The following is a 16,825-nucleotide window of genomic DNA, read 5'->3' on the forward strand; positions in this document are numbered from 1 at the left end:
GCGCACCGGCCAGCCAATTCCGGTCTATTCAGCATCATGGAAGATGATGCCCAGGGTAAAGCGCTGGCCTGAGCGCAGCCGGCTCACGCCGTGGCGCAGGTTGACGCGGTAGACGCCGCGGCCGCCTGTCACCGGGCGCTGGCTGACGGCGAAGACGACGGCATCGCCTTGGGTGAGCGGCACCACCTCGGCACGCGACTGCATGCGCGGGCGCTGCTCCGTCAGCACGAACTCACCACCGGTGAAGTCCGTGTCAGGTGCCGACAACAGGATGGCGACCTGCAGCGGAAAAACATGCTCGCCATAGAGGTCCTGGTGCAGGCAATTGTAGTCGCCGGGGCCATAGCGCAGCAGCAGCGGTGTCGGCCGCAGCTGGCCCGCGCCATGGCAGCGGGCGAGGAACTCCGCGTGAGCGGCGGGGTAGCGCGGTGCCAGTCCCATGGCCGCGTTCCAACGGTTGGCGGTCGGCGCCAGCCGGGCGTAGAGCGCGCTGCGCAGGGCGGCGAGCGGGGCGGGCAAGGGGGAGGCGAAGTACTGGTATTCGCCGCGTCCGAAGCCGTGGCGGGCCATCACCACGCGGCTGCGGAAGGGCCCTTCCTGCGCGTACAGCGCGGCCAGGGCGCGGCATGCCGGGGGCGCCAGCACGGCGGGCAGGACGGCATGGCCGTGCAGGTCGAGCTCGACGCCCACCTGTTGCCAGTCGAACGCCTGCAGGCGGGCGAGGGCGGCGGCCGCGGTGTCGGCGGGTGCGGCTTGAGGCACGGCGGTGGCCGGCGTGGACTGCCAGGCAGGCATCCTGGTCTCCTGTTCGATGTTCCGGCTTCCATGCTAGACGGGCATGCGCCGAGCGCGCACTCCGTCGCTTGCGGTCGAATTTTGCCGGCTGCTCGCCGTGGCTGACTGCGCTGACTGTACAGCCGCTCCCGCCACGCGCCGGCGCGATGCGTACAATGCGGGGTTTCCGTTTCCCGCAGAGGTAGTCCGCATGGCAATGAAAAAGACCGATCTTGAGAAGAACAAGGCACTCAAGCTCACCAACAAGATGAAGCAGGCGACGGCCGACCGCTTCGGCAAGACCGCGGACGCCCCGGTCGATCGCCGCGAGCAGCGTAAGCTGGACCAGGCCAAGGGCCTGGTGCCGTTCGCCTGCAAGCTGGACAAGGACCTGGTGGTCCGCCTGAATGCCCTGGCGGCGGACCATGTCGAAGGGATGACCGGCCTGCTGACCGAAGTGATCCAGCGCGGGCTCGGCGACGCCGCGGCCTGATCGCGGCTACCCGGATACAGCGGCCCGGACGCGGGCCCGGGCCCCGGCGTGATGTGAGCTGGCGCGCCGAGTGCGCTGGCCGGCAATTGCCGGCCACCTATACTGCTAGCAACTCCCGCTCCGCGTGACGCCCACGACCGGAACCATGATGAAGCTGCGCGCAGGCCCGGCCGCCGAGCTGGGGGCCAATCTCTTGCTCCCCTGGCTCGCCTACCGGCTCGCCTTGCCGCATTGGGGCATGGCGGGGGCCCTGTACGCATCGGCCGTGCCGCCGGTGGCCTGGAGCGCCATGGAGTTCGCGCGCACGCGCCGCGTCGATGCCGTCAGCGCGGTGGTACTGCTCGGCATCGGCCTGTCGCTGGCAGCGATGATGCTGGGCGGCAGCCCGCGCCTGCTGCTGCTGCGCGAATCGCTGGTCTCGGGCGTGGTCGGCATCGTCTTCCTGCTGTCGCTGGGCTGCCGGCGTACGCTTGTCTTCTATCTGGCGCGGGCCACGTTCGCGCGCGAGAGCGCGGATGGCCACGTGCGTTTCGAATCGCTGTGGCAGGAGCGCGCCAGCCTGCGGGTGGCCCTGAGACAGATCACCCTGGTGTGGGGCCTCGGCCTGACCGGCGAGAACCTGCTGCGTGCCTGGCTGGCCTGGCATTGGCCCATCGAACGCTACCTGGTGCTGTCGCCGTTGATCGGCTACGCGCTGTACGGCGGGCTGATCGCCTGGACCTTGTGGTGCCGCGAACGCATGCGGCGGCGCGGCGAGATCGTCGTGGCCGCCGGCACGCCGTCGATTCGCTGACGGCGTGCCGCGTCCGGCGGCCGGCTTCAGGGCAGGCCGACGGCCGGCTCGGCTTGTGCGATGCTGTCGCGCTGGCGCCAGGGAGGCGTTGCGCCGAGCGGCACCGCTGCCGGCTGTGCGAGCCCCGCGTTCAGCTCCAGCGCCTGGCGCTCGAACAGGCGCCGATAGAGGCCGTGCTCGCGCCGGATCAGCTCGTCATGGCTGCCTTCCTCGGCGATGCGGCCCTTGTCCATCACCAGCAGACGGTCCAGCGCGCGCACCGTCGACAGCCGGTGCGCCACCACCAGCGTGGTGCGGCCCACCATCAGCCGTTCCATGGCCTGCTGGATCAGCACCTCGCTTTCGCTGTCCAGGCTGGAAGTGGCCTCGTCCAGGATCAGCACGGGCGCGTCGGCGAGAAAGGCGCGTGCCAGAGCCACGCGCTGGCGCTCGCCGCCGGACAGCTTGACGCCGCGCTCGCCCACCAGTGTGTCATACCCCTTGGGCAGGGCCTGGATGAACTCGTGCGCGTTGGCCAGGCGCGCCGCGCGCTCGATCTCGGCGCGGCTGGCACCGGGGCGGGCGTAGGCGATGTTCTCCGCCAGCGTGCGGTGGAACAGCACCGGCTCCTGCTGCACGATGGCGATCTGCGCGCGCAGCGAGGCCTGCTCGACCAGCGCGATGTCCTGGCCATCGATGGTGATGCGCCCGCCGTCGATGTCGTAGAGCCGCTGGATCAGCTTGACGAAGGTGGTCTTGCCCGAGCCGGAGTGGCCCACCAGGCCGATCCGTTCACCCGGGGCGATGCGCACCGAGAGCCCGGCGTAGAGCGGCTTCTCCAGCGCGCCGTAGCGGAAGGTCACCTGCTCGAAGCGGATCTCGCCGTCGCGGATGCGGATGGGGCCGGCGCCGCGGCGGTCTTCCACGCCGAGCGGCTGCGCTTCCAGCGCGACCAGTTCTTCCATGTCGTTGACGGAGCGCTGCAGGTTGCGGATATGCATGCCGACGTCGCGCAGGTAGCCCTGCAGCATGAAGAACATGGTCAGGGCGAAGGTGATGTCGCCCACGCTGGCCTGCCCGCGTGCCCACAGCCACAATGCGGCGCCGAGGATGGCGGCCTGCATGGCCACCAGCATGGTGCCCTGCACGCCGCCGTTGATGGTGCCGCGCACCCAGGTGCGGCGCGTGCGCTGGCGCCATTTGGCGATCACGCGCGCCAGCCTGGCTTCTTCGCGCGTTTCGGCGCCGAAGGCCTTGACCACCGCGTTGCAGCCGACCGCATCGGCCAGGGCGCCGCCCATGCGGGTGTCCCAGGCATTGCCGAGGCGCGCCGCCGGCGCGACGAAGCCGAGCGACAGCGCGACCGTGACAGCGATATAGAGCACGGAGCCCAGCCCGACCACCGCGCCCATCATCGGCCAGCGGATGCCGAGCAGCACCGTGGCGCCGACCAGCATGGTGAGCGAGGGCAGCAGGGCGATCAGCAGGGTGTCGTTGAGCAGATCGAGCGCCCACATGCCGCGCGTGATCTTGCGCACGGTGGAACCCGCGAAGCTGTTGGCATGCCAGTCGGTGGAGAAGCGCTGCACGCGCTGGAAGGCATTGGCGGCGATCTGGCTCATCATGCGCAGCGTCAGCACGATGATGTTCTGGAACACCGCCTGGCGCAGCAGCGTGCCGGCCACGCCGAGCGACACCAGCAGCGTGAAGGCGCCCAGCGCTGCCGGCCGGGCGGTGCCGGTGCCGGCGGCCAGCGCGTCGATCAGGCGCCCGGCGTAGAGCGGGGTCAGCACGTCGGCGCAGGCCGACAGCAGCGCCAGCAGCGCGATCAGCAGGATGCGCCAGGGCTGGCGGGCCCAATGGCGGAAGGTGAAGCGCAGGACGTCCTGGAAGGCCTGTCCCCGCAGGTCGAATTTCTTGCGAGCCATTTGTGGTAGCCAGGCACGCGCGGCGCCTGGATCGTCGGACTAGGATGGAACGGAGACGGCCCGGCATGCCGCTGGGGCGGCGAGGGAAGGGCGGTCTGGAGCGGAGCGGTGCCGGCGGGCGGCGCCGCGTGGCCGGCGGCCTAGTGGCGCCGCGGGGTCACGCCTGGAAAGGCGCTGCACATGATGTCTGCCATCGGACGCCTCCCTGGGTGAGTGAAGTGTGGGTCGGAACGCAAGACGCGCGACCATGCGCGCGTCTAGTGAAACGATTCTACCGCCGTGCCCGGCGCGCTGCAAGCTGGTGCATGGACACGGCCGCGGGGCGCTACACTGGCCGCCCCTGTCCCTTCCTTCCAGGCCGCCATGTCCGCCATGATCGCCGGTACCGCCGGCTACCAAGACGAGTCCGAGGCGCTCGCGCAGCGTTTCGAGAGCGTCGCGTTCGAAGCGGTGCATCGCGAGGTGCTGCCGCTCTTTCCCGATCGCCCTTGCCGGGTCCTGGACATCGGTGCCGGTTCCGGACGCGACGCCGCCGCGCTGGCCGGGCGCGGGCATCGCGTGGTGGCGGTCGAGCCGACCGCCGGCCTGCGCGAGGAAGGCCGGCGCCGCCATGGCGCGCAGCCGATCGAGTGGGTCGACGACCATCTGCCGGCGCTCGCGCAGGTGCGCGCCGGCGGCACGCGTTTCGACCTGATCCTGTGCATCGCCGTGTGGATGCATCTCGACGGCGCCGAGCGCCCGCAGGCGATGGCGGCGGTGTCGGCGCTGCTGGCGCCCGGCGGGCTGCTGGTGCTGACACTGCGGCACGGACCGGTGCCGGCGGGGCGCCGCATGTTCCAGGTCGACGCCGACGAGACGGTCGCGCTGGCGGCGGCCAACGGCCTGGCGCTGCGCCATCGCGGCGCGCGCGCGAGCCTGTTCCACGACAGCGTGCGGTGGAGCGTGCTGGCGTTCTCGCCGCAGCCTGCCGGCGCCATCTAGTCCCGCGCGCGGCTAGCCATCGGCGTGGTGCGGGGCCGATCTCCGCGCAGCTCAGCCGGGCAGGCCGTGCAGCAACAGCACGATGGCATCGGCGCCGGCTTTGCGGTCCTTGGCGATCTCCTGGGTCGCGGCACGTGGGGGGCAGGCGCATGGGGGTGCCGGTGCCGGCTCGCAGCGATGCATGCGGGGTGCCGACGATGGTACTACGGAGTGCAGCCGGCTGCCCGTGGTCCGGTATTCCGCATCGCCGAAGGCGTTCTTTCCCGATCTCGAACGGAAAACGGGCCGGAACGGATGGGCACGTTGCCCGCACCGCTTTGTCAGTTTTAAAATGCAACTAATGGCGCCGCGGCAGCCAGGCGCTGCTGCAACGACGACGAGTGAGAGGGAGGCAAGAGCAACGATGGTCAAACGGACCAGCCACAAGGAAGCAGGCTGCCCGGTGGCGCGGCCGCTGGATGCGATCGGCGACTGGTGGTCGCTGCTGATCATCCGCGACGCCTTCGAGGGCCTGCGCCGTTTCGGCGAGTTCCAGCGCAGCCTGGGACTGGCCCGCAACATCCTGTCGGCGCGCCTGCGCAACCTGGTGGAGCACGGCATCCTGGCCACCGCGCCGGCATCCGATGGCAGCTCCTATCACGAGTACCAGCTGACCGAGAAGGGGCGCGGCCTGTTCCCGGTGCTGGTGGCGCTGCGCCAGTGGGGCGAGGACTATTGCTTCGGCGTGGACCGGCCCGCGGTGCGCCTGCTCGACCGCGAGCACGCGCAGCCGGTACGGCACCTGGAATTGCGCGCGCAGGACGGGCGCCTGCTCGGGCCGGACGATACCGTGGTGGTGAAAGACGTGCCGGCCTGACGCGGCCGGGCGTTCCGGGGCCATCCGGCCCGCCGCTTTCAGCTCCGGCGCGCCAGCGGGCTGCGCAGGTAGACCAGCAGGGCCAGCGCGACCAGGATGCCGGCGCACAGGAAGATCGACGAGTAGATCCTGGCCACCGGCCAGTTGTCGTGGTGGCCGAAATCGGCGATCAGGCCGAAGGTCCAGGACGCTACCGCGGAGCCGAGAAAGACGAAGGTATTGAGCAGGCCGAGCCCGCGCCCGCGCGCGGCGGGCGGGATCAGGCCCCGGCCTTGCGCCATCACCAGCGGATGCAGCATGCCGATGGTGGACAGCAGGGCCATCAGGCCGACTCCTGTCGCCACGCCGTGCGCCGGCCACAGCGTCAGCAGCGCCGCGCCCGCCAGCGACAGGCAGGACCAGCCGGCGATGGTGGTCTTGAGCGAACTGCGCCACACCAGCACCGGCAGCACGAAGGCGGTCAGGAAGCCGCCGAGGCTGACCAGCGTCAGGGCCATGCCGCGGTGGCCTGCGTTCAGCTCGAACACATCGGCGAGGTAGGGCCCGCCCCAGGCATTGCGGAAGGTCGTGCCTGCCGCCATCGCCACGCACATCGGGATCAGGGCCCACAGCGGGCGCAGGGCCAGCAGGCGCACGCTGTGCAGCAGCATCTCGCCCAGCGGCGCATGGCGCGCCTCGGCGTGCCCTTCATCGTGGACGAAGCGCCAGACGCCGATACAGGCGGTCACCATGCCCAGCGCGGCGCAGGACATGGCCGCGCGCCAGCCGAACAGCTCCGCCGCCCAGCCGAGCGGCGCGGTCGCGCATAGCGCGCCGATCATGCCGGTGGCATTGGAGCGGCTGACGACCTTGGTGTACTGCGTTTCCGGCAACTGCTCGGAAGCGAAATGCAGCAGCCCCATGAACACCGGCGCGCAGGCCAGGCCCAGGCCCGCCTGCGCGAGCATGGCGGTGCCGCCATTCGGCGCGGCCGCGAACAGCACCGCGGACACGGCGCCCACGGCCAGCAGGCCGGCGGTCGGCCGGCCGACGCCATAGCGGTCGAAGGCGATGCCGATGGGGATCTGCGCCGCGGCGAAGGCCAGGAAGAAGCAGGAGGACAGCGTGCCGAAGCCGGCCGGCGACAGGCCGAAGTCGTGCTGCAGCTCGGGCGCCATCACCGCCAGGCAGCTACGGTAGAACTGGCTGAGCGAGAAGGCGAAGGTCAGCAGGGCGATGCCGCGCGCGGCGCGCGGATCGTGCGCACGGTCAGCGGCCACGGCGGTCTCCGGTGCGGCAGGTGGTGCCGGCGGACGCAGGGTCGCGGCGCCGGCCACGGTAGGCAGGGCAAGTCATCGTCACGATGGGGGATTCCGGCCCGCAGCGCCGCGCCCGGTTCGCGGGCGCAGGGATTGGCGGGGCCACGGGGAGGGGTGGCTCGATTCGTTGTTCAGTCAAGTAATCCGCCATTCTACGCGCCCTTGGCTGCGCTGGGCGGCTCTAGTGCTTCGCCATTGCCTTAGCGCAGCTTCCAGGCCGGGGAAGGCGGCCCTGGAGGTGCAGGCCAGCGCTCAGAACAGCGTGAGCTGGCGGCTGACCACCTTGTCGAAGCTGTCTCCGGCGAACGGCAGGATGGCGTCCGCCACCGGCTGCAGCTGCCGCGTCAGGTAGTGCTCGTAATCGATGGCGGCACGGCGCAGTTCGAGCGGCTCGGGGCCGGCCAGGGTCATCACATAGCTGATCCAGCCGCCGCCCTGGTACTGCGGCGGCCGCCCCAGGCGGCGGTGGTGCTCGTCGGCGAGGCGGGCGGCGCGCACGTGCGGCGGCACGTTGCGCTGGTAGTCGTCGAGCTGGCGGCGCAGCCGCTTGCGGTAGACGAGCTGGTCGTCGAACTCGCCGGCCAGCGTGCGCCGCACGTAGTCGCGCACGTAGTCGCGGTAAGGCTCGCGGCGGAAGATGCGCCGGTAGAGCTCCTGCTGGAAGGCCTGTGCCAGTGGCGACCAGTCGGTGCGCACGGTCTCCAGGCCTTTGAACACGAGCTCCTCGCTGCCGTCGGCGCGCTGCACCAGGCCAGCGTAACGCTTCTTGCTGCCCAGCTCGGCGCCGCGCACGGTCGGCATCAGGAAGCGCCGGTAATGGATCTCGAACTGCAGCTCGAGGGCGCTCTCGAGCCCGAAGGCCTGCGCCAGGTGCTCGCGCCACCATTGATTGACGTGGGCCACCAGCGCATGGCCGATGCGCGCCGCTTCTTCTTCGCCGTGCTCGCGCTTGAGCCAGACGAAGGTGGAATCCGTATCCCCGTAGATCACGGCGTAGCCTTGTGCCTCCACCAGGGCCCGCGTCTGCCGCATGATCTCGTGGCCGCGCATGGTGATGGAGGAAGCCAGGCGCGGATCGAAGAAGCGGCAGCCGGTGGAGCCGAGCACGCCGTAGAACGAGTTCATGATGATCTTCAGCGCCTGCGACAGGGGCTGGTTGCGCTCGCGCTTGGCCGCCTCGCGCCCCTGCCAGATGTGGGCGACGATGGCGGGCAGGCAATGCCTGTCGCGCGAGAAGCGCGCGCCGAGGAAGCCGGGGACGGTCGTTGCCGGCCCGGGCCCGCCCGTACCCGATGGTCCGCCGGTACCATGCGCTGCCGCCGCAGCGCCAGGCTCGTCGCCCTCGTCGCCCTCGTCGTTCACACTGTTCCCGCCGTCCCCGGCCGCGCCGGCTTCGTGCATGCCCTCGACCAGGCCCACCGGATCGATCAGGAAGGTACGGATGATGGAGGGGTACAGGCTCTTGTAGTCGAGCACCAGCACCGAGTCATACAGGCCGGGGCGCGAATCCATGACGAAGCCGCCGGGGCTGGCCGCGGCGGGCAGTTCGCCGAGGTTGGGGGCGACGTAGCCGAGCCGGTGCATGCGCGGCAGGTAGAGGTGGGTGAAGGCCGCCACCGAGCCCCCGCTGCGGTCCGCCGCGAGGCCGGTCATGGTGGCGCGCTCGAGCAGGAAGGTCAGCAGCTCCGTCTTGTCGAAGATGCGCGTGACCAGCTCGCAGTCCTTCAGGTTGTAGCGGGCCAGCGCCGGCTTGTCCTCGGCGAACATGCGGTCGATGGCATCCATGCGATCGTAGGGCGTGTCGATCGCCTTGCCCTCGCCGAGCAGCGCCTGCGCGACGAACTCCAGGCTGAACGAGGCGAAGTTCCAGGTGGCCGAGCGCAGCGCCTCGATGCCGTCGATCAGCAGGCGGCCGGCCGCGCTGGCGAACAGGTGCCCGTTGCCGAGGCGGTGCTCGCGCCATTCCAGCGTGCTGCCGTCGCGGCCGAGGCGCAGTGGCACGCGGTGGCGCTCGGCCTGGGCATGCAGCACGCGCAGGTCGAACTGGATCAGGTTCCAGCCGAGGATGGCATCGGGGTCGTGGCGCGCGAACCACTGGTTGAGCCGCGTCAGCATGGCGGCGCGGTCGGGGCAGTAGGCCAGGTCGAAGCCGCACTCGCCTTGCCCGCCTCGCTCACCGCCATCGGCCACGTCGTCCCGCCCGGCGGCGGGCGCCGCATCGGCGGCCGCGTCAGCCGCGGGCGGCTCGCCGAGCATGAAGACCTGGCGCTGGCCGCAGCCGTGCAGGGCGATCGAGTACAGCTCGCCATCCATGCTGGTCTCGATATCGAGCGATACGCAGCGCAGGCGGGGGCGGTAGTCGGGGGCCGGCTTGAGCACCGCGTCGCGCAGCAGGGCGCCGCCGTCGGCGTCGCTACGGCTGTCGCTATGGCTGCCGCTGAACCAGACCGGCGCGGTGATGAAGCGCTCCATCAGGTAGCGCTCGGGCGGACGGATATCCGCTTCGTAGACGTCGACCCCGTGCTCCCGCAGCAGCCTCTCCAGCCGCATCAGCTGGTTGTGCTGCGGGCAATAGAGCCCGTGCACCGGACGGCGGCGGAAGTCGCGCAGCGGCAGCGGGCGCAGTTCGGCCTGCGGCTCGCCGCGCAGCAAGGCGGCGGCGTGCTCGGCCTGCTCGGCGGGAATGAAGGCGACCGAGGGCTGCGGCGGCAGCCTGACCTGGCGCGGGCCCGCGTCGGTGGCCAGCCAGAACTCGACCGCCGTGCCGGCCGGCGTGTCATGCCAGTGCCGCGTGAGAATGAAGCCCGGTTGTGGGGAAAGCAAGACGCAGAGGGGAAAGCGGATCCAGTGCGGATTCTAGCGCCTGCCGGCCCGGTGCGCCGCCCTGCAATGTGGCGGGACGGGCCCGGTGCTGCGGGCTCCTGACAGCACGGTGTCAGGAGCCCGTGGTGCCCCGGCGCGCGCCGCGACGGTCGCGCGGCGGAGGGCGGGCGGCAGCCTCAGAACTTCTCGAACGGACCGAGGAAGCGCCACTGGCCGACCGGCAGGTCGCCCAGCACGATGCGGCCCATGCGCACGCGCTTCAGGCCCACCACTTCGAGGCCGACCTGCTCGCACATGCGGCGGATCTGGCGCTTGCGGCCTTCGCGCAGCACGAAGCGCAGCTGCTCTTCGTTCTGCCAGCTGACCTTGGCGGGCTTGAGCTCGACGCCGTCGAGCGAGAGGCCGTGGCGCAGCTTGTCGAGGCTTTCGGCCGGAAAGACATCGGCCACGTTGCGCTCGACGCGACCCTGCGGCCCATGCCAGACCACCCGCACCAGGTACTCCTTCTCGATGGTGGAGTCCTCGCCGATCAGTTGGCGCGCGACGCGGCCGTCCTGGGTCAGGACCAGCAGGCCGGTCGAGTCGATGTCGAGGCGTCCGGCGGGCGCCAGGTTCTTGCGCTGCCACGGGGCGAAGCGCTTGCGGGTCGGATCGTCCTGCCAGTGGTTCTCTTCGGCGAACAGCACGGCCGCCGGCTCGTAGCCGTCCTCGGCCTGGCCGGACACATAACCGACCGGCTTGTGCAGCAGTACCGTCACGCGCTCGCCCTGCTCGGAGCGGGCGGCCTGCAGGATCTCGATCTCGGCGTCGGGGCGCACGCGGGAGCCCAGTTCGGTGATGGCTTCGCCGTCGACCAGCACCCAGCCGCGCGGGATCCACTCGTCGGCCTCGCGGCGCGAGCACAATCCCAGCTCCGACATGCGCTTGGACAGGCGCACCAGCCCGTCCGCGGCAGCGGGTTCGGGCGCTTCCTGCCGCTCGGCCGGCAGCGCGCGCGCGGGCTTGGTGCGGTCGGCGGTGTCGCTGAAGCGGCGGGCGCGCACGTCGCCGGCAGCATCGCGCGGACGCGCTGGCGCATCGCCGGCGCGTCGGGCACCCGGAGCCGGGCGGCGCCACTCACCCTGCGGTCGTGCGCTGCCATCGTCGTCGAAGCGGCGCGGCCGCGGTCCGCGCGCATCGCCCGCACCGCGTGCGTCGCGATTGTCATCGCCACGACGGGCACCCGGGGCCGGGCGGCGCCATTCGCCCTGCGGGCGGGCGTTGCCGTCGTCATCGCCGAAGCGGCGCGGGCGGGGGCCGCGTGCATCGCCGGCACCGCGCGTGTCGCGGTTGTCGTCGCCACGGCGAGCGCCCGGGGCCGGGCGGCGCCACTCACCCTGCGGGCGGGCGTTGCCGTCGTCGTCGCCGAAGCGGCGCGGCCGCGGGCCGCGTGCATCGCCGGCACCGCGCGGGTCGCGGTTGTCGTCGCCACGGCGGGCACCCGGGGCCGGGCGGCGCCACTCGCCCTGCGGGCGGGCGCTGCCGTCGTCGTCGCCGAAGCGGCGCGGGCGCGGGCCGCGCGCATCGCCGGCACCGCGCGCGTCGCGGCTATCGTCGCCACGGCGGGCGCCCGGGGCCGGGCGGCGCCATTCGCCCTGCGGGCGGGCACCGGCATCGTCGTCGCCGAAGCGCCGTGGCCGCGCCTGGCGCTCGCCATCGCCGAAGCGGCGTCCGTCGCCGCCGGCGCGGCCGCGCGCGGGGTCATCGCTGAAGCGGCGCGGGCGTGCATCGCCCTCGCGCCTCGGTTGCGCATCGTCGAAGCGGCGGGGCCGCTCGCCGCCGGCCTTGGCCGCGGCATCGGCGGGCTTGCGCGGCTTGGCCGCATCCTGGGCGGCGCGGGCGCGCTTGATGCCCTCGGCCACGTCGCGCACGCGCTGGCGGTTCAGGTCCGAGATACGCACGGGACGGGTGGCGCCGGCCTTGCGGGGCGCGGCCTGGGCACTGTCGGTGCGGGTGGGTTTCAGGCCCAGCGTCTTGCGCTTGGGCGATTGGTCATCGGTCATGGAGTCGGTGCTGCGGGCCGCGCTCAGATGGCGAGCGCGTCCAGCAGGTCCTGTTCAAGCTGTAACTGCAATTTGTTGTCGGCGGCGAGACGGCTGCCGTCGACGAGGAACATATCCTCGACGCGTTCGCCGAGGGTATTGATGCGGGCGGTATGGACCGAAACGCGGTGCCGCGCCAGCACGCGCGTGATGGCGTAGAGCAGGCCGGTACGGTCGTTGGCCGACAGCGCCAGCAGGTAGTACTGGCCGCGCTCGTCCGGGCGCAGGTCGACGCGCGGCTTGATCGGGAAGCTGCGCGACTGGCGCGACAGCCGGCCCTGGGTGGGTTCCGGCAGCGCAGCCTGGGTGTGCAGGCGTTCCGCCAGTTCGTGCTCGACCAGCGTGATGATGTCGCGGTAGCCCTGGCTGCCGGTGTGCTGGCCGGCCGCCGCGCCGGAGATGCGCGGATCGATCACCTGGAAGGTGTCCAGCGCATAGCCGTGGCGCGTGGTGTGGATCTTGGCGTCCTGGATGGAGAAGGCCTTGCGCTCGAAATAGCCGCAGATGCGCGCGAACAGATCCGGCTGGTCCTTGACGTAGACCGCCACCTGCAGGCCTTCGCCGGCCGGCGAGATGCGGGCCTTGACCACCGGCGTATCGCTGTCGACGCGGTTGTACAGGTGGCGCGTCAGCCAGGCGATATCGCGCGAATCATGGCGCAGGAAGAAGGCGACGTCGAGCTGGGCCCACAGCGGCTTGCCGAGGTCGGGATCGAAGGCCATCAGGCGCAGTTGCGCGATGGTCTCTTCCTTGCGTTGCGACCACAGCGAATGCGGGTCGACGCGGGCGCCGCCCAGCACGCGCAGCGTGATGCGGTACAGGTCTTCCAGCAGCTTGCCCTTCCAGGCGTTCCAGACCTTGGGGCTGGTGCCGCGGATATCGGCCACGGTGAGCAGGTAGAGCGCGGTCAGGTAGCGCTCGCTGCCCACCGTGCGGGCGAAGGCATGCACCACGTCCGGGTCGGTCAGGTCCTGCTTCTGCGCCACATGGCTCATGGTCAGGTGGTGCTCGACCAGCCAGGCGATCAGGTCGGCATCTTCGCGCGCGATGCCGTGCTGCTTGCAGAAGCGGCGCGCGTCGACCGCGCCCAGCGAGGAATGGTCGCCGCCGCGGCCCTTGGCGATATCGTGGAACAGCGCCGCCACCCAAAGCACCCAGGGGCGGTCGAAGCTCGCCATCAGCTGGCTGCAGAAGGGGAACTCGTGCGTGTGCTCGACGATGGCGAAGCGGCGCATATTGCGCACCACCATCAGGATGTGCTGGTCCACGGTGTAGACGTGGAACAGGTCGTGCTGCATCTGGCCGACGATGCGGCGGAAATTGATCAGGTAGCGGCCCAGCACGCTGGTCTGGTTCATCAGGCGCAGCGCGTGGGTGATGCCCTGCGGCTCCTGCACGATGGCGAGGAACTGCCGGCGGTTCTCCGGATCGTTGCGCCAGCGCGCGTCCATCACGGTGCGGGCGTTGTAGAGGCCGCGCAGCGTGCGCGGCGACAGCCCTTTGATGCCGGGCGTGCGCTCGTACAGCAGGAAGGTCTCGAGGATGGCGCGCGGCTCACGCTCGTAGAGATCGTCGCTGGTGATCTCGAGCATGCCCTGGCGCTCCTCGAAGCGCTCGTTGAACACGCGCGTCACCTTCGATTCGCTGGGGAAGAGCAGGGCCTCGATGTTGAGCAGCAGCACGCTGTTGAGCTGGGTGACGGCCTTGGCCGCCCAGTAGTAGCGGCGCATCAGCTGCTCGCTGGCGCGCTTGTTGGCGTTCTGGCGGTAGCCGAAGGCTTCGCCCAGGGCCGTCTGCAGGTCGAACACCAGCACGTCCTGGCGACGGCCTGCGACCAGGTGCAGGCGCGCGCGGATAGTCTTGAGCAGGCGCTCGTTGTGCGACAGCTCCTGGGCTTCGCGCTGCGTCAGCAGACCCTTCTGGAACAGTTCCTTCCAGCTGTCTCCCAGCCCCGCCGCCTTGGTCATCCACAGGATCACCTGCAGGTCGCGCAGGCCGCCCGGGCTTTCCTTGCAGTTGGGCTCGAGCGAGTACGGCGTGTCCTGGTACTTGGCGTGGCGCTGGCGCATCTCCAGCAGCTTGGCCTGGAAGAAGGCCGCCGGATCGAGCTCGGCCAGGTAGTGCTCGCGCAAGACCGTGAACAGCTGGCGGTCCCCGGTCAGCAGCCGCGCCTCCAGCAACGAGGTCTGGATGGTGATGTCCTGGCGCGCTTCGCGCAGGCAGTCCTCCACCGTGCGCACGGAGGAGCCGATCTCGAGGCCGAGGTCCCAGCACAGCCCGATGAAGCGTTCGAGCCGCTCGATGGTATCGGCATCGGGCTCGCGCGACAGCAGCAGCAGCACGTCCACGTCGGAGTGCGGGAACAGCTCGCCGCGCCCGTAGCCGCCGACCGCCACCAGCGCGGCATCCTCGGGCAGCGACAGTTCGCGCCAGGCCGTGACCAGGGCAATGTCGACCGCGCGGCGCAGCTGCGACAGCAGTGTGCCGACCTGGCCGCCCGCGGCGAAGGCATCGAACAACGCCTGCTTGTCGGCCTTCAGCTGGTCGCGGATGCGCGCGCCGAGCTGCGCTTCGGACGAGGCGGACATCGGAGTGGGGAGAGGATGGGCGGACACGGCGGCGGGCGGTGGATGTAAGAAGGGCGCCGATCCGGCGCCCGTTGCAGTGGTCAGACCGCGAGGGACTCGGTGACGAAGGCCGGCGGCGCTTGCGTGCCGGCGGAGACCGTCAGCACGTCGAAGCCGGTCTCCGTGACCAGCACCGTGTGCTCCCACTGCGCCGACAGGCTGCGGTCGCGCGTCTTGACGGTCCAGTGGTCCGGCATGGTGCGGATGTCGCGCTTGCCGGCGTTGATCATGGGCTCCACCGTGAAGATCATGCCGGCCTGGATTTCCATGCCGGTGCCGGGGCGGCCGTAGTGCAGGACCTGCGGATCCTCGTGGAAGTTCTTGCCGATGCCGTGGCCGCAGTACTCGCGCACCACGCTGTAGCCGGCGCCTTCGGCGTGGACCTGGATGGCGTGGCCGATGTCGCCCAGCCGCGCGCCCGGGCGCACCTGGGCGATGCCCTTCCACATGCACTCGAAGGTGACCTGGGCCAGTCGCTTGGCCAGGATCGAGCCCTCGCCGGCGATGAACATGCGGCTGGTGTCGCCGTAGTAGCCTTCCTTGGTGATGACGGTGATGTCGAGGTTGACCGCGTCGCCGCTCTTGAGCACGCGGTCGCCCGGGATGCCGTGGCAGATCACGTCGTTGACCGAGGTGCAGATCGCCGCGGGGAAGGGCGGGTAGCCGGGCGGCGCATAATTCAGCGGCGCCGGCACCGTGCCCTGCACGTCACGCATATAGGCATGGCAGAGCCGATCCAGTTCGCCGGTGGTGACGCCCGGCTTGACGAAGGGGGTGATGTAGTCGAGGACTTCGGATGCGAGGCGGCAGGCCACCCGCATGTGGGCGATGTCTTCGGCCGTTTTCAGATGGATGCTCATGCTGCGGCGGGAAGAAGGTGACGAAAGCGACGGCCGTGGCGTTGCCCCGGGTCGTGCAGTCAGTCGATTCGTAAATGCGAATTATCGCACCTTCGGCGGTGGACCGCAGCCCGGAATGCAGGATCTGGCGCGATTCGTGGCGCGTCCCGGCCTGCCGGCCGTGCGTTGGCCATGTACCGGCTGCGCAGCTCGGTCTGTGTTGCGTGTAAATCTCTTTTCCTGCCCGCATCCGGCATTTGTGCCGGCCTTGTGCCGGCGTGCCGGACTGCCGAACCCCTCTTCTGGGCCCGTGCTTGCACTTGAGCGCGGGCGCCATTGTTGCTACAATCGTTGGCTGTCCTGATCTCGGTTCCAGCTCCTGCGCCGCTTTCCGCTGTGCGTCGTCCGCTGCCGGGGCAGGCAGTTCATTGGTAAGTAAATCGCGAGCCCGTCCTTCCGGGGTGTTCCTGTTGAGGAATGTCTGGGCGGGCTTCAGACCCAACCCTTATGGAGAATCCCATGTCCGTCACGATGCGTGAAATGCTGGAAGCCGGTTGCCACTTTGGCCACCAGACCCGCTTCTGGAACCCGAAGATGGCCCCCTTCATCTTCGGTCATCGCAACAAGATCCACATTATCAACCTCGAAAAGACCCTGCCGATGTTCCAGGACGCGCTGAAGTACGTGCGTCAACTGGCAGCGAACCGCGGCACCGTCCTTTTCGTGGGTACCAAGCGCCAGTCGCGCGAGATCCTGGCTGAGGAAGCCGGCCGCGCCGGTATGCCGTACGTCGACGCCCGCTGGCTCGGCGGCATGATGACCAACTTCAAGACGGTCAAGATCTCGATCAAGCGCCTGAAGGACATGGAAGCCGCCAAGGAAGCCGGCGCGCTGGAAACCATGAGCAAGAAGGAAGCGCTGATGTTCGAGCGCGAGATGGAAAAGCTGGAAAAGTCCATCGGCGGCATCAAGGACATGAACGGCATCCCCGACGCCATCTTCGTGGTCGACGTCGGCTACCACAAGATTGCCGTCACCGAAGCCAACAAGCTGGGCATCCCCGTGATCGGCGTGGTCGATACGAACCACTCGCCGGAAGGCATCGACTATGTGATCCCGGGCAACGACGACTCGAGCAAGGCTGTCGCGCTGTACGTGCGCGGCGTGGCTGACGCCATCCTGGAAGGCCGCGCCAACGCGGTGCAGGAAGTGGTCGAAGCCGTGCGCGAAGGCGACGAGTTCGTCGAGGTCCAGGAAGGCTGAAGCCCTTTCGCCGCGCGGCCCCTGGTGGTGCCGCGCTGCGGCGGGCAATGACGATCGTTTGCTGCCGGCCGCAAGGCTGGCGCACCAGGC

The 16,825-nt window shown here is 70.2% G+C and carries 13 protein-coding genes; 5 read left to right on the forward strand and 8 right to left on the reverse strand.

Annotated elements, in window-relative coordinates; genetic code table 11:
• Window positions 1-24: 24 nt before the first annotated feature.
• Window positions 25-795: a 2OG-Fe(II) oxygenase gene (locus BKK81_RS09675; protein ID WP_083384030.1), complete on the reverse strand. Its 771-nt coding sequence runs from the start codon at window positions 793-795 to the stop codon at window positions 25-27.
• A gap of 190 nt (window positions 796-985) precedes the next feature.
• Between BKK81_RS09675 and BKK81_RS09680 the strand changes: the two genes are divergently transcribed.
• Together BKK81_RS09680 and BKK81_RS09685 are read left to right on the forward strand one after the other, a co-directional pair.
• The gene (locus BKK81_RS09680; protein ID WP_071012428.1) at window positions 986-1,267 is read left to right on the forward strand and encodes a hypothetical protein; all 282 of its coding nucleotides are present in this window, start codon (window positions 986-988) and stop codon (window positions 1,265-1,267) included.
• 148 nt (window positions 1,268-1,415) lie between these two features.
• The gene (locus tag BKK81_RS09685) at window positions 1,416-2,060 is read left to right on the forward strand and encodes a VC0807 family protein (protein WP_071012429.1); all 645 of its coding nucleotides are present in this window, start codon (window positions 1,416-1,418) and stop codon (window positions 2,058-2,060) included.
• A gap of 26 nt (window positions 2,061-2,086) precedes the next feature.
• Here the strand turns inward: BKK81_RS09685 and BKK81_RS09690 are convergent, their stop codons facing one another.
• Entirely contained in the window at window positions 2,087-3,967 is a 1,881-nt protein-coding gene (locus tag BKK81_RS09690; RefSeq protein WP_071012431.1) for an ABC transporter ATP-binding protein, read from the reverse strand.
• A 363-nt stretch (window positions 3,968-4,330) separates the two neighbouring features.
• Between BKK81_RS09690 and BKK81_RS09695 the strand changes: the two genes are divergently transcribed.
• Window positions 4,331-4,948: a class I SAM-dependent methyltransferase gene (locus tag BKK81_RS09695; RefSeq protein ID WP_071012432.1), complete on the forward strand. Its 618-nt coding sequence runs from the start codon at window positions 4,331-4,333 to the stop codon at window positions 4,946-4,948.
• Between the two features lie 51 nt (window positions 4,949-4,999).
• Here BKK81_RS09695 and BKK81_RS36750 read toward each other — a convergent pair whose 3' ends face one another.
• Window positions 5,000-5,131, reverse strand: coding sequence for a hypothetical protein (locus BKK81_RS36750; RefSeq protein WP_257786937.1), 132 nt, complete (start codon window positions 5,129-5,131; stop codon window positions 5,000-5,002).
• A 220-nt stretch (window positions 5,132-5,351) separates the two neighbouring features.
• Here BKK81_RS36750 and BKK81_RS09700 point away from each other — a divergent pair, with 220 nt between their 5' ends.
• Window positions 5,352-5,804, forward strand: coding sequence for a winged helix-turn-helix transcriptional regulator (locus BKK81_RS09700; protein WP_071012434.1), 453 nt, complete (start codon window positions 5,352-5,354; stop codon window positions 5,802-5,804).
• A 38-nt stretch (window positions 5,805-5,842) separates the two neighbouring features.
• On the opposite strand, the gene BKK81_RS09705 is transcribed toward BKK81_RS09700, so the two are convergent.
• The 5 genes from BKK81_RS09705 to map all read right to left on the reverse strand — a co-directional run bounded on the left by BKK81_RS09705 (window position 5,843) and on the right by map (window position 15,493).
• On the reverse strand, window positions 5,843-7,063 hold the full coding sequence (locus tag BKK81_RS09705) for an MFS transporter (protein ID WP_071012437.1): 1,221 nt from the start codon (window positions 7,061-7,063) through the stop codon (window positions 5,843-5,845).
• 291 nt (window positions 7,064-7,354) lie between these two features.
• The gene (locus BKK81_RS34170; protein WP_156811191.1) at window positions 7,355-9,925 is read right to left on the reverse strand and encodes a DNA polymerase II; all 2,571 of its coding nucleotides are present in this window, start codon (window positions 9,923-9,925) and stop codon (window positions 7,355-7,357) included.
• A gap of 176 nt (window positions 9,926-10,101) precedes the next feature.
• Window positions 10,102-11,967 carry a pseudouridine synthase gene (locus tag BKK81_RS09720; protein WP_071012439.1) on the reverse strand — a complete coding sequence of 622 codons (1,866 nt, stop codon included), beginning with the start codon at window positions 11,965-11,967 and terminating at the stop codon, window positions 10,102-10,104.
• A 23-nt stretch (window positions 11,968-11,990) separates the two neighbouring features.
• Window positions 11,991-14,594, reverse strand: coding sequence for a [protein-PII] uridylyltransferase (locus BKK81_RS09725; protein ID WP_071012441.1), 2,604 nt, complete (start codon window positions 14,592-14,594; stop codon window positions 11,991-11,993).
• A gap of 80 nt (window positions 14,595-14,674) precedes the next feature.
• Window positions 14,675-15,493, reverse strand: a complete 819-nt coding sequence (map, locus tag BKK81_RS09730) for a type I methionyl aminopeptidase (RefSeq protein WP_071012443.1) — start codon at window positions 15,491-15,493, stop codon at window positions 14,675-14,677.
• A gap of 498 nt (window positions 15,494-15,991) precedes the next feature.
• Here map and rpsB point away from each other — a divergent pair, with 498 nt between their 5' ends.
• The gene (gene rpsB, locus BKK81_RS09735) at window positions 15,992-16,735 is read left to right on the forward strand and encodes a 30S ribosomal protein S2 (protein ID WP_071016287.1); all 744 of its coding nucleotides are present in this window, start codon (window positions 15,992-15,994) and stop codon (window positions 16,733-16,735) included.
• Window positions 16,736-16,825 lie beyond the last annotated feature (90 nt).

The sequence above is a fragment of the Cupriavidus sp. USMAHM13 genome, assembly GCF_001854285.1.
GTDB lineage: Bacteria > Pseudomonadota > Gammaproteobacteria > Burkholderiales > Burkholderiaceae > Cupriavidus > Cupriavidus malaysiensis.

What these genes read in the sequence shown, in the direction of transcription:
- BKK81_RS09685 (WP_071012429.1), top strand. Translation starts at nt 1,416, where the DNA reads ATGAAGCTGCGCGCAGGCCCGGCCGCCGAGCTGGGGGCCAATCTCTTG.
- BKK81_RS09700 (WP_071012434.1), top strand. Translation starts at nt 5,352, where the DNA reads ATGGTCAAACGGACCAGCCACAAGGAAGCAGGCTGCCCGGTGGCGCGG.
- rpsB (WP_071016287.1), top strand. Translation starts at nt 15,992, where the DNA reads ATGTCCGTCACGATGCGTGAAATGCTGGAAGCCGGTTGCCACTTTGGC.
- BKK81_RS09690 (WP_071012431.1), bottom strand. Translation starts at nt 3,967, where the DNA reads ATGGCTCGCAAGAAATTCGACCTGCGGGGACAGGCCTTCCAGGACGTC.
- map (WP_071012443.1), bottom strand. Translation starts at nt 15,493, where the DNA reads ATGAGCATCCATCTGAAAACGGCCGAAGACATCGCCCACATGCGGGTG.
- BKK81_RS09675 (WP_083384030.1), bottom strand. Translation starts at nt 795, where the DNA reads ATGCCTGCCTGGCAGTCCACGCCGGCCACCGCCGTGCCTCAAGCCGCA.
- BKK81_RS09695 (WP_071012432.1), top strand. Translation starts at nt 4,331, where the DNA reads ATGTCCGCCATGATCGCCGGTACCGCCGGCTACCAAGACGAGTCCGAG.
- BKK81_RS36750 (WP_257786937.1), bottom strand. Translation starts at nt 5,131, where the DNA reads ATGCATCGCTGCGAGCCGGCACCGGCACCCCCATGCGCCTGCCCCCCA.
- BKK81_RS09720 (WP_071012439.1), bottom strand. Translation starts at nt 11,967, where the DNA reads ATGACCGATGACCAATCGCCCAAGCGCAAGACGCTGGGCCTGAAACCC.
- BKK81_RS09680 (WP_071012428.1), top strand. Translation starts at nt 986, where the DNA reads ATGGCAATGAAAAAGACCGATCTTGAGAAGAACAAGGCACTCAAGCTC.
- BKK81_RS09725 (WP_071012441.1), bottom strand. Translation starts at nt 14,594, where the DNA reads ATGTCCGCCTCGTCCGAAGCGCAGCTCGGCGCGCGCATCCGCGACCAG.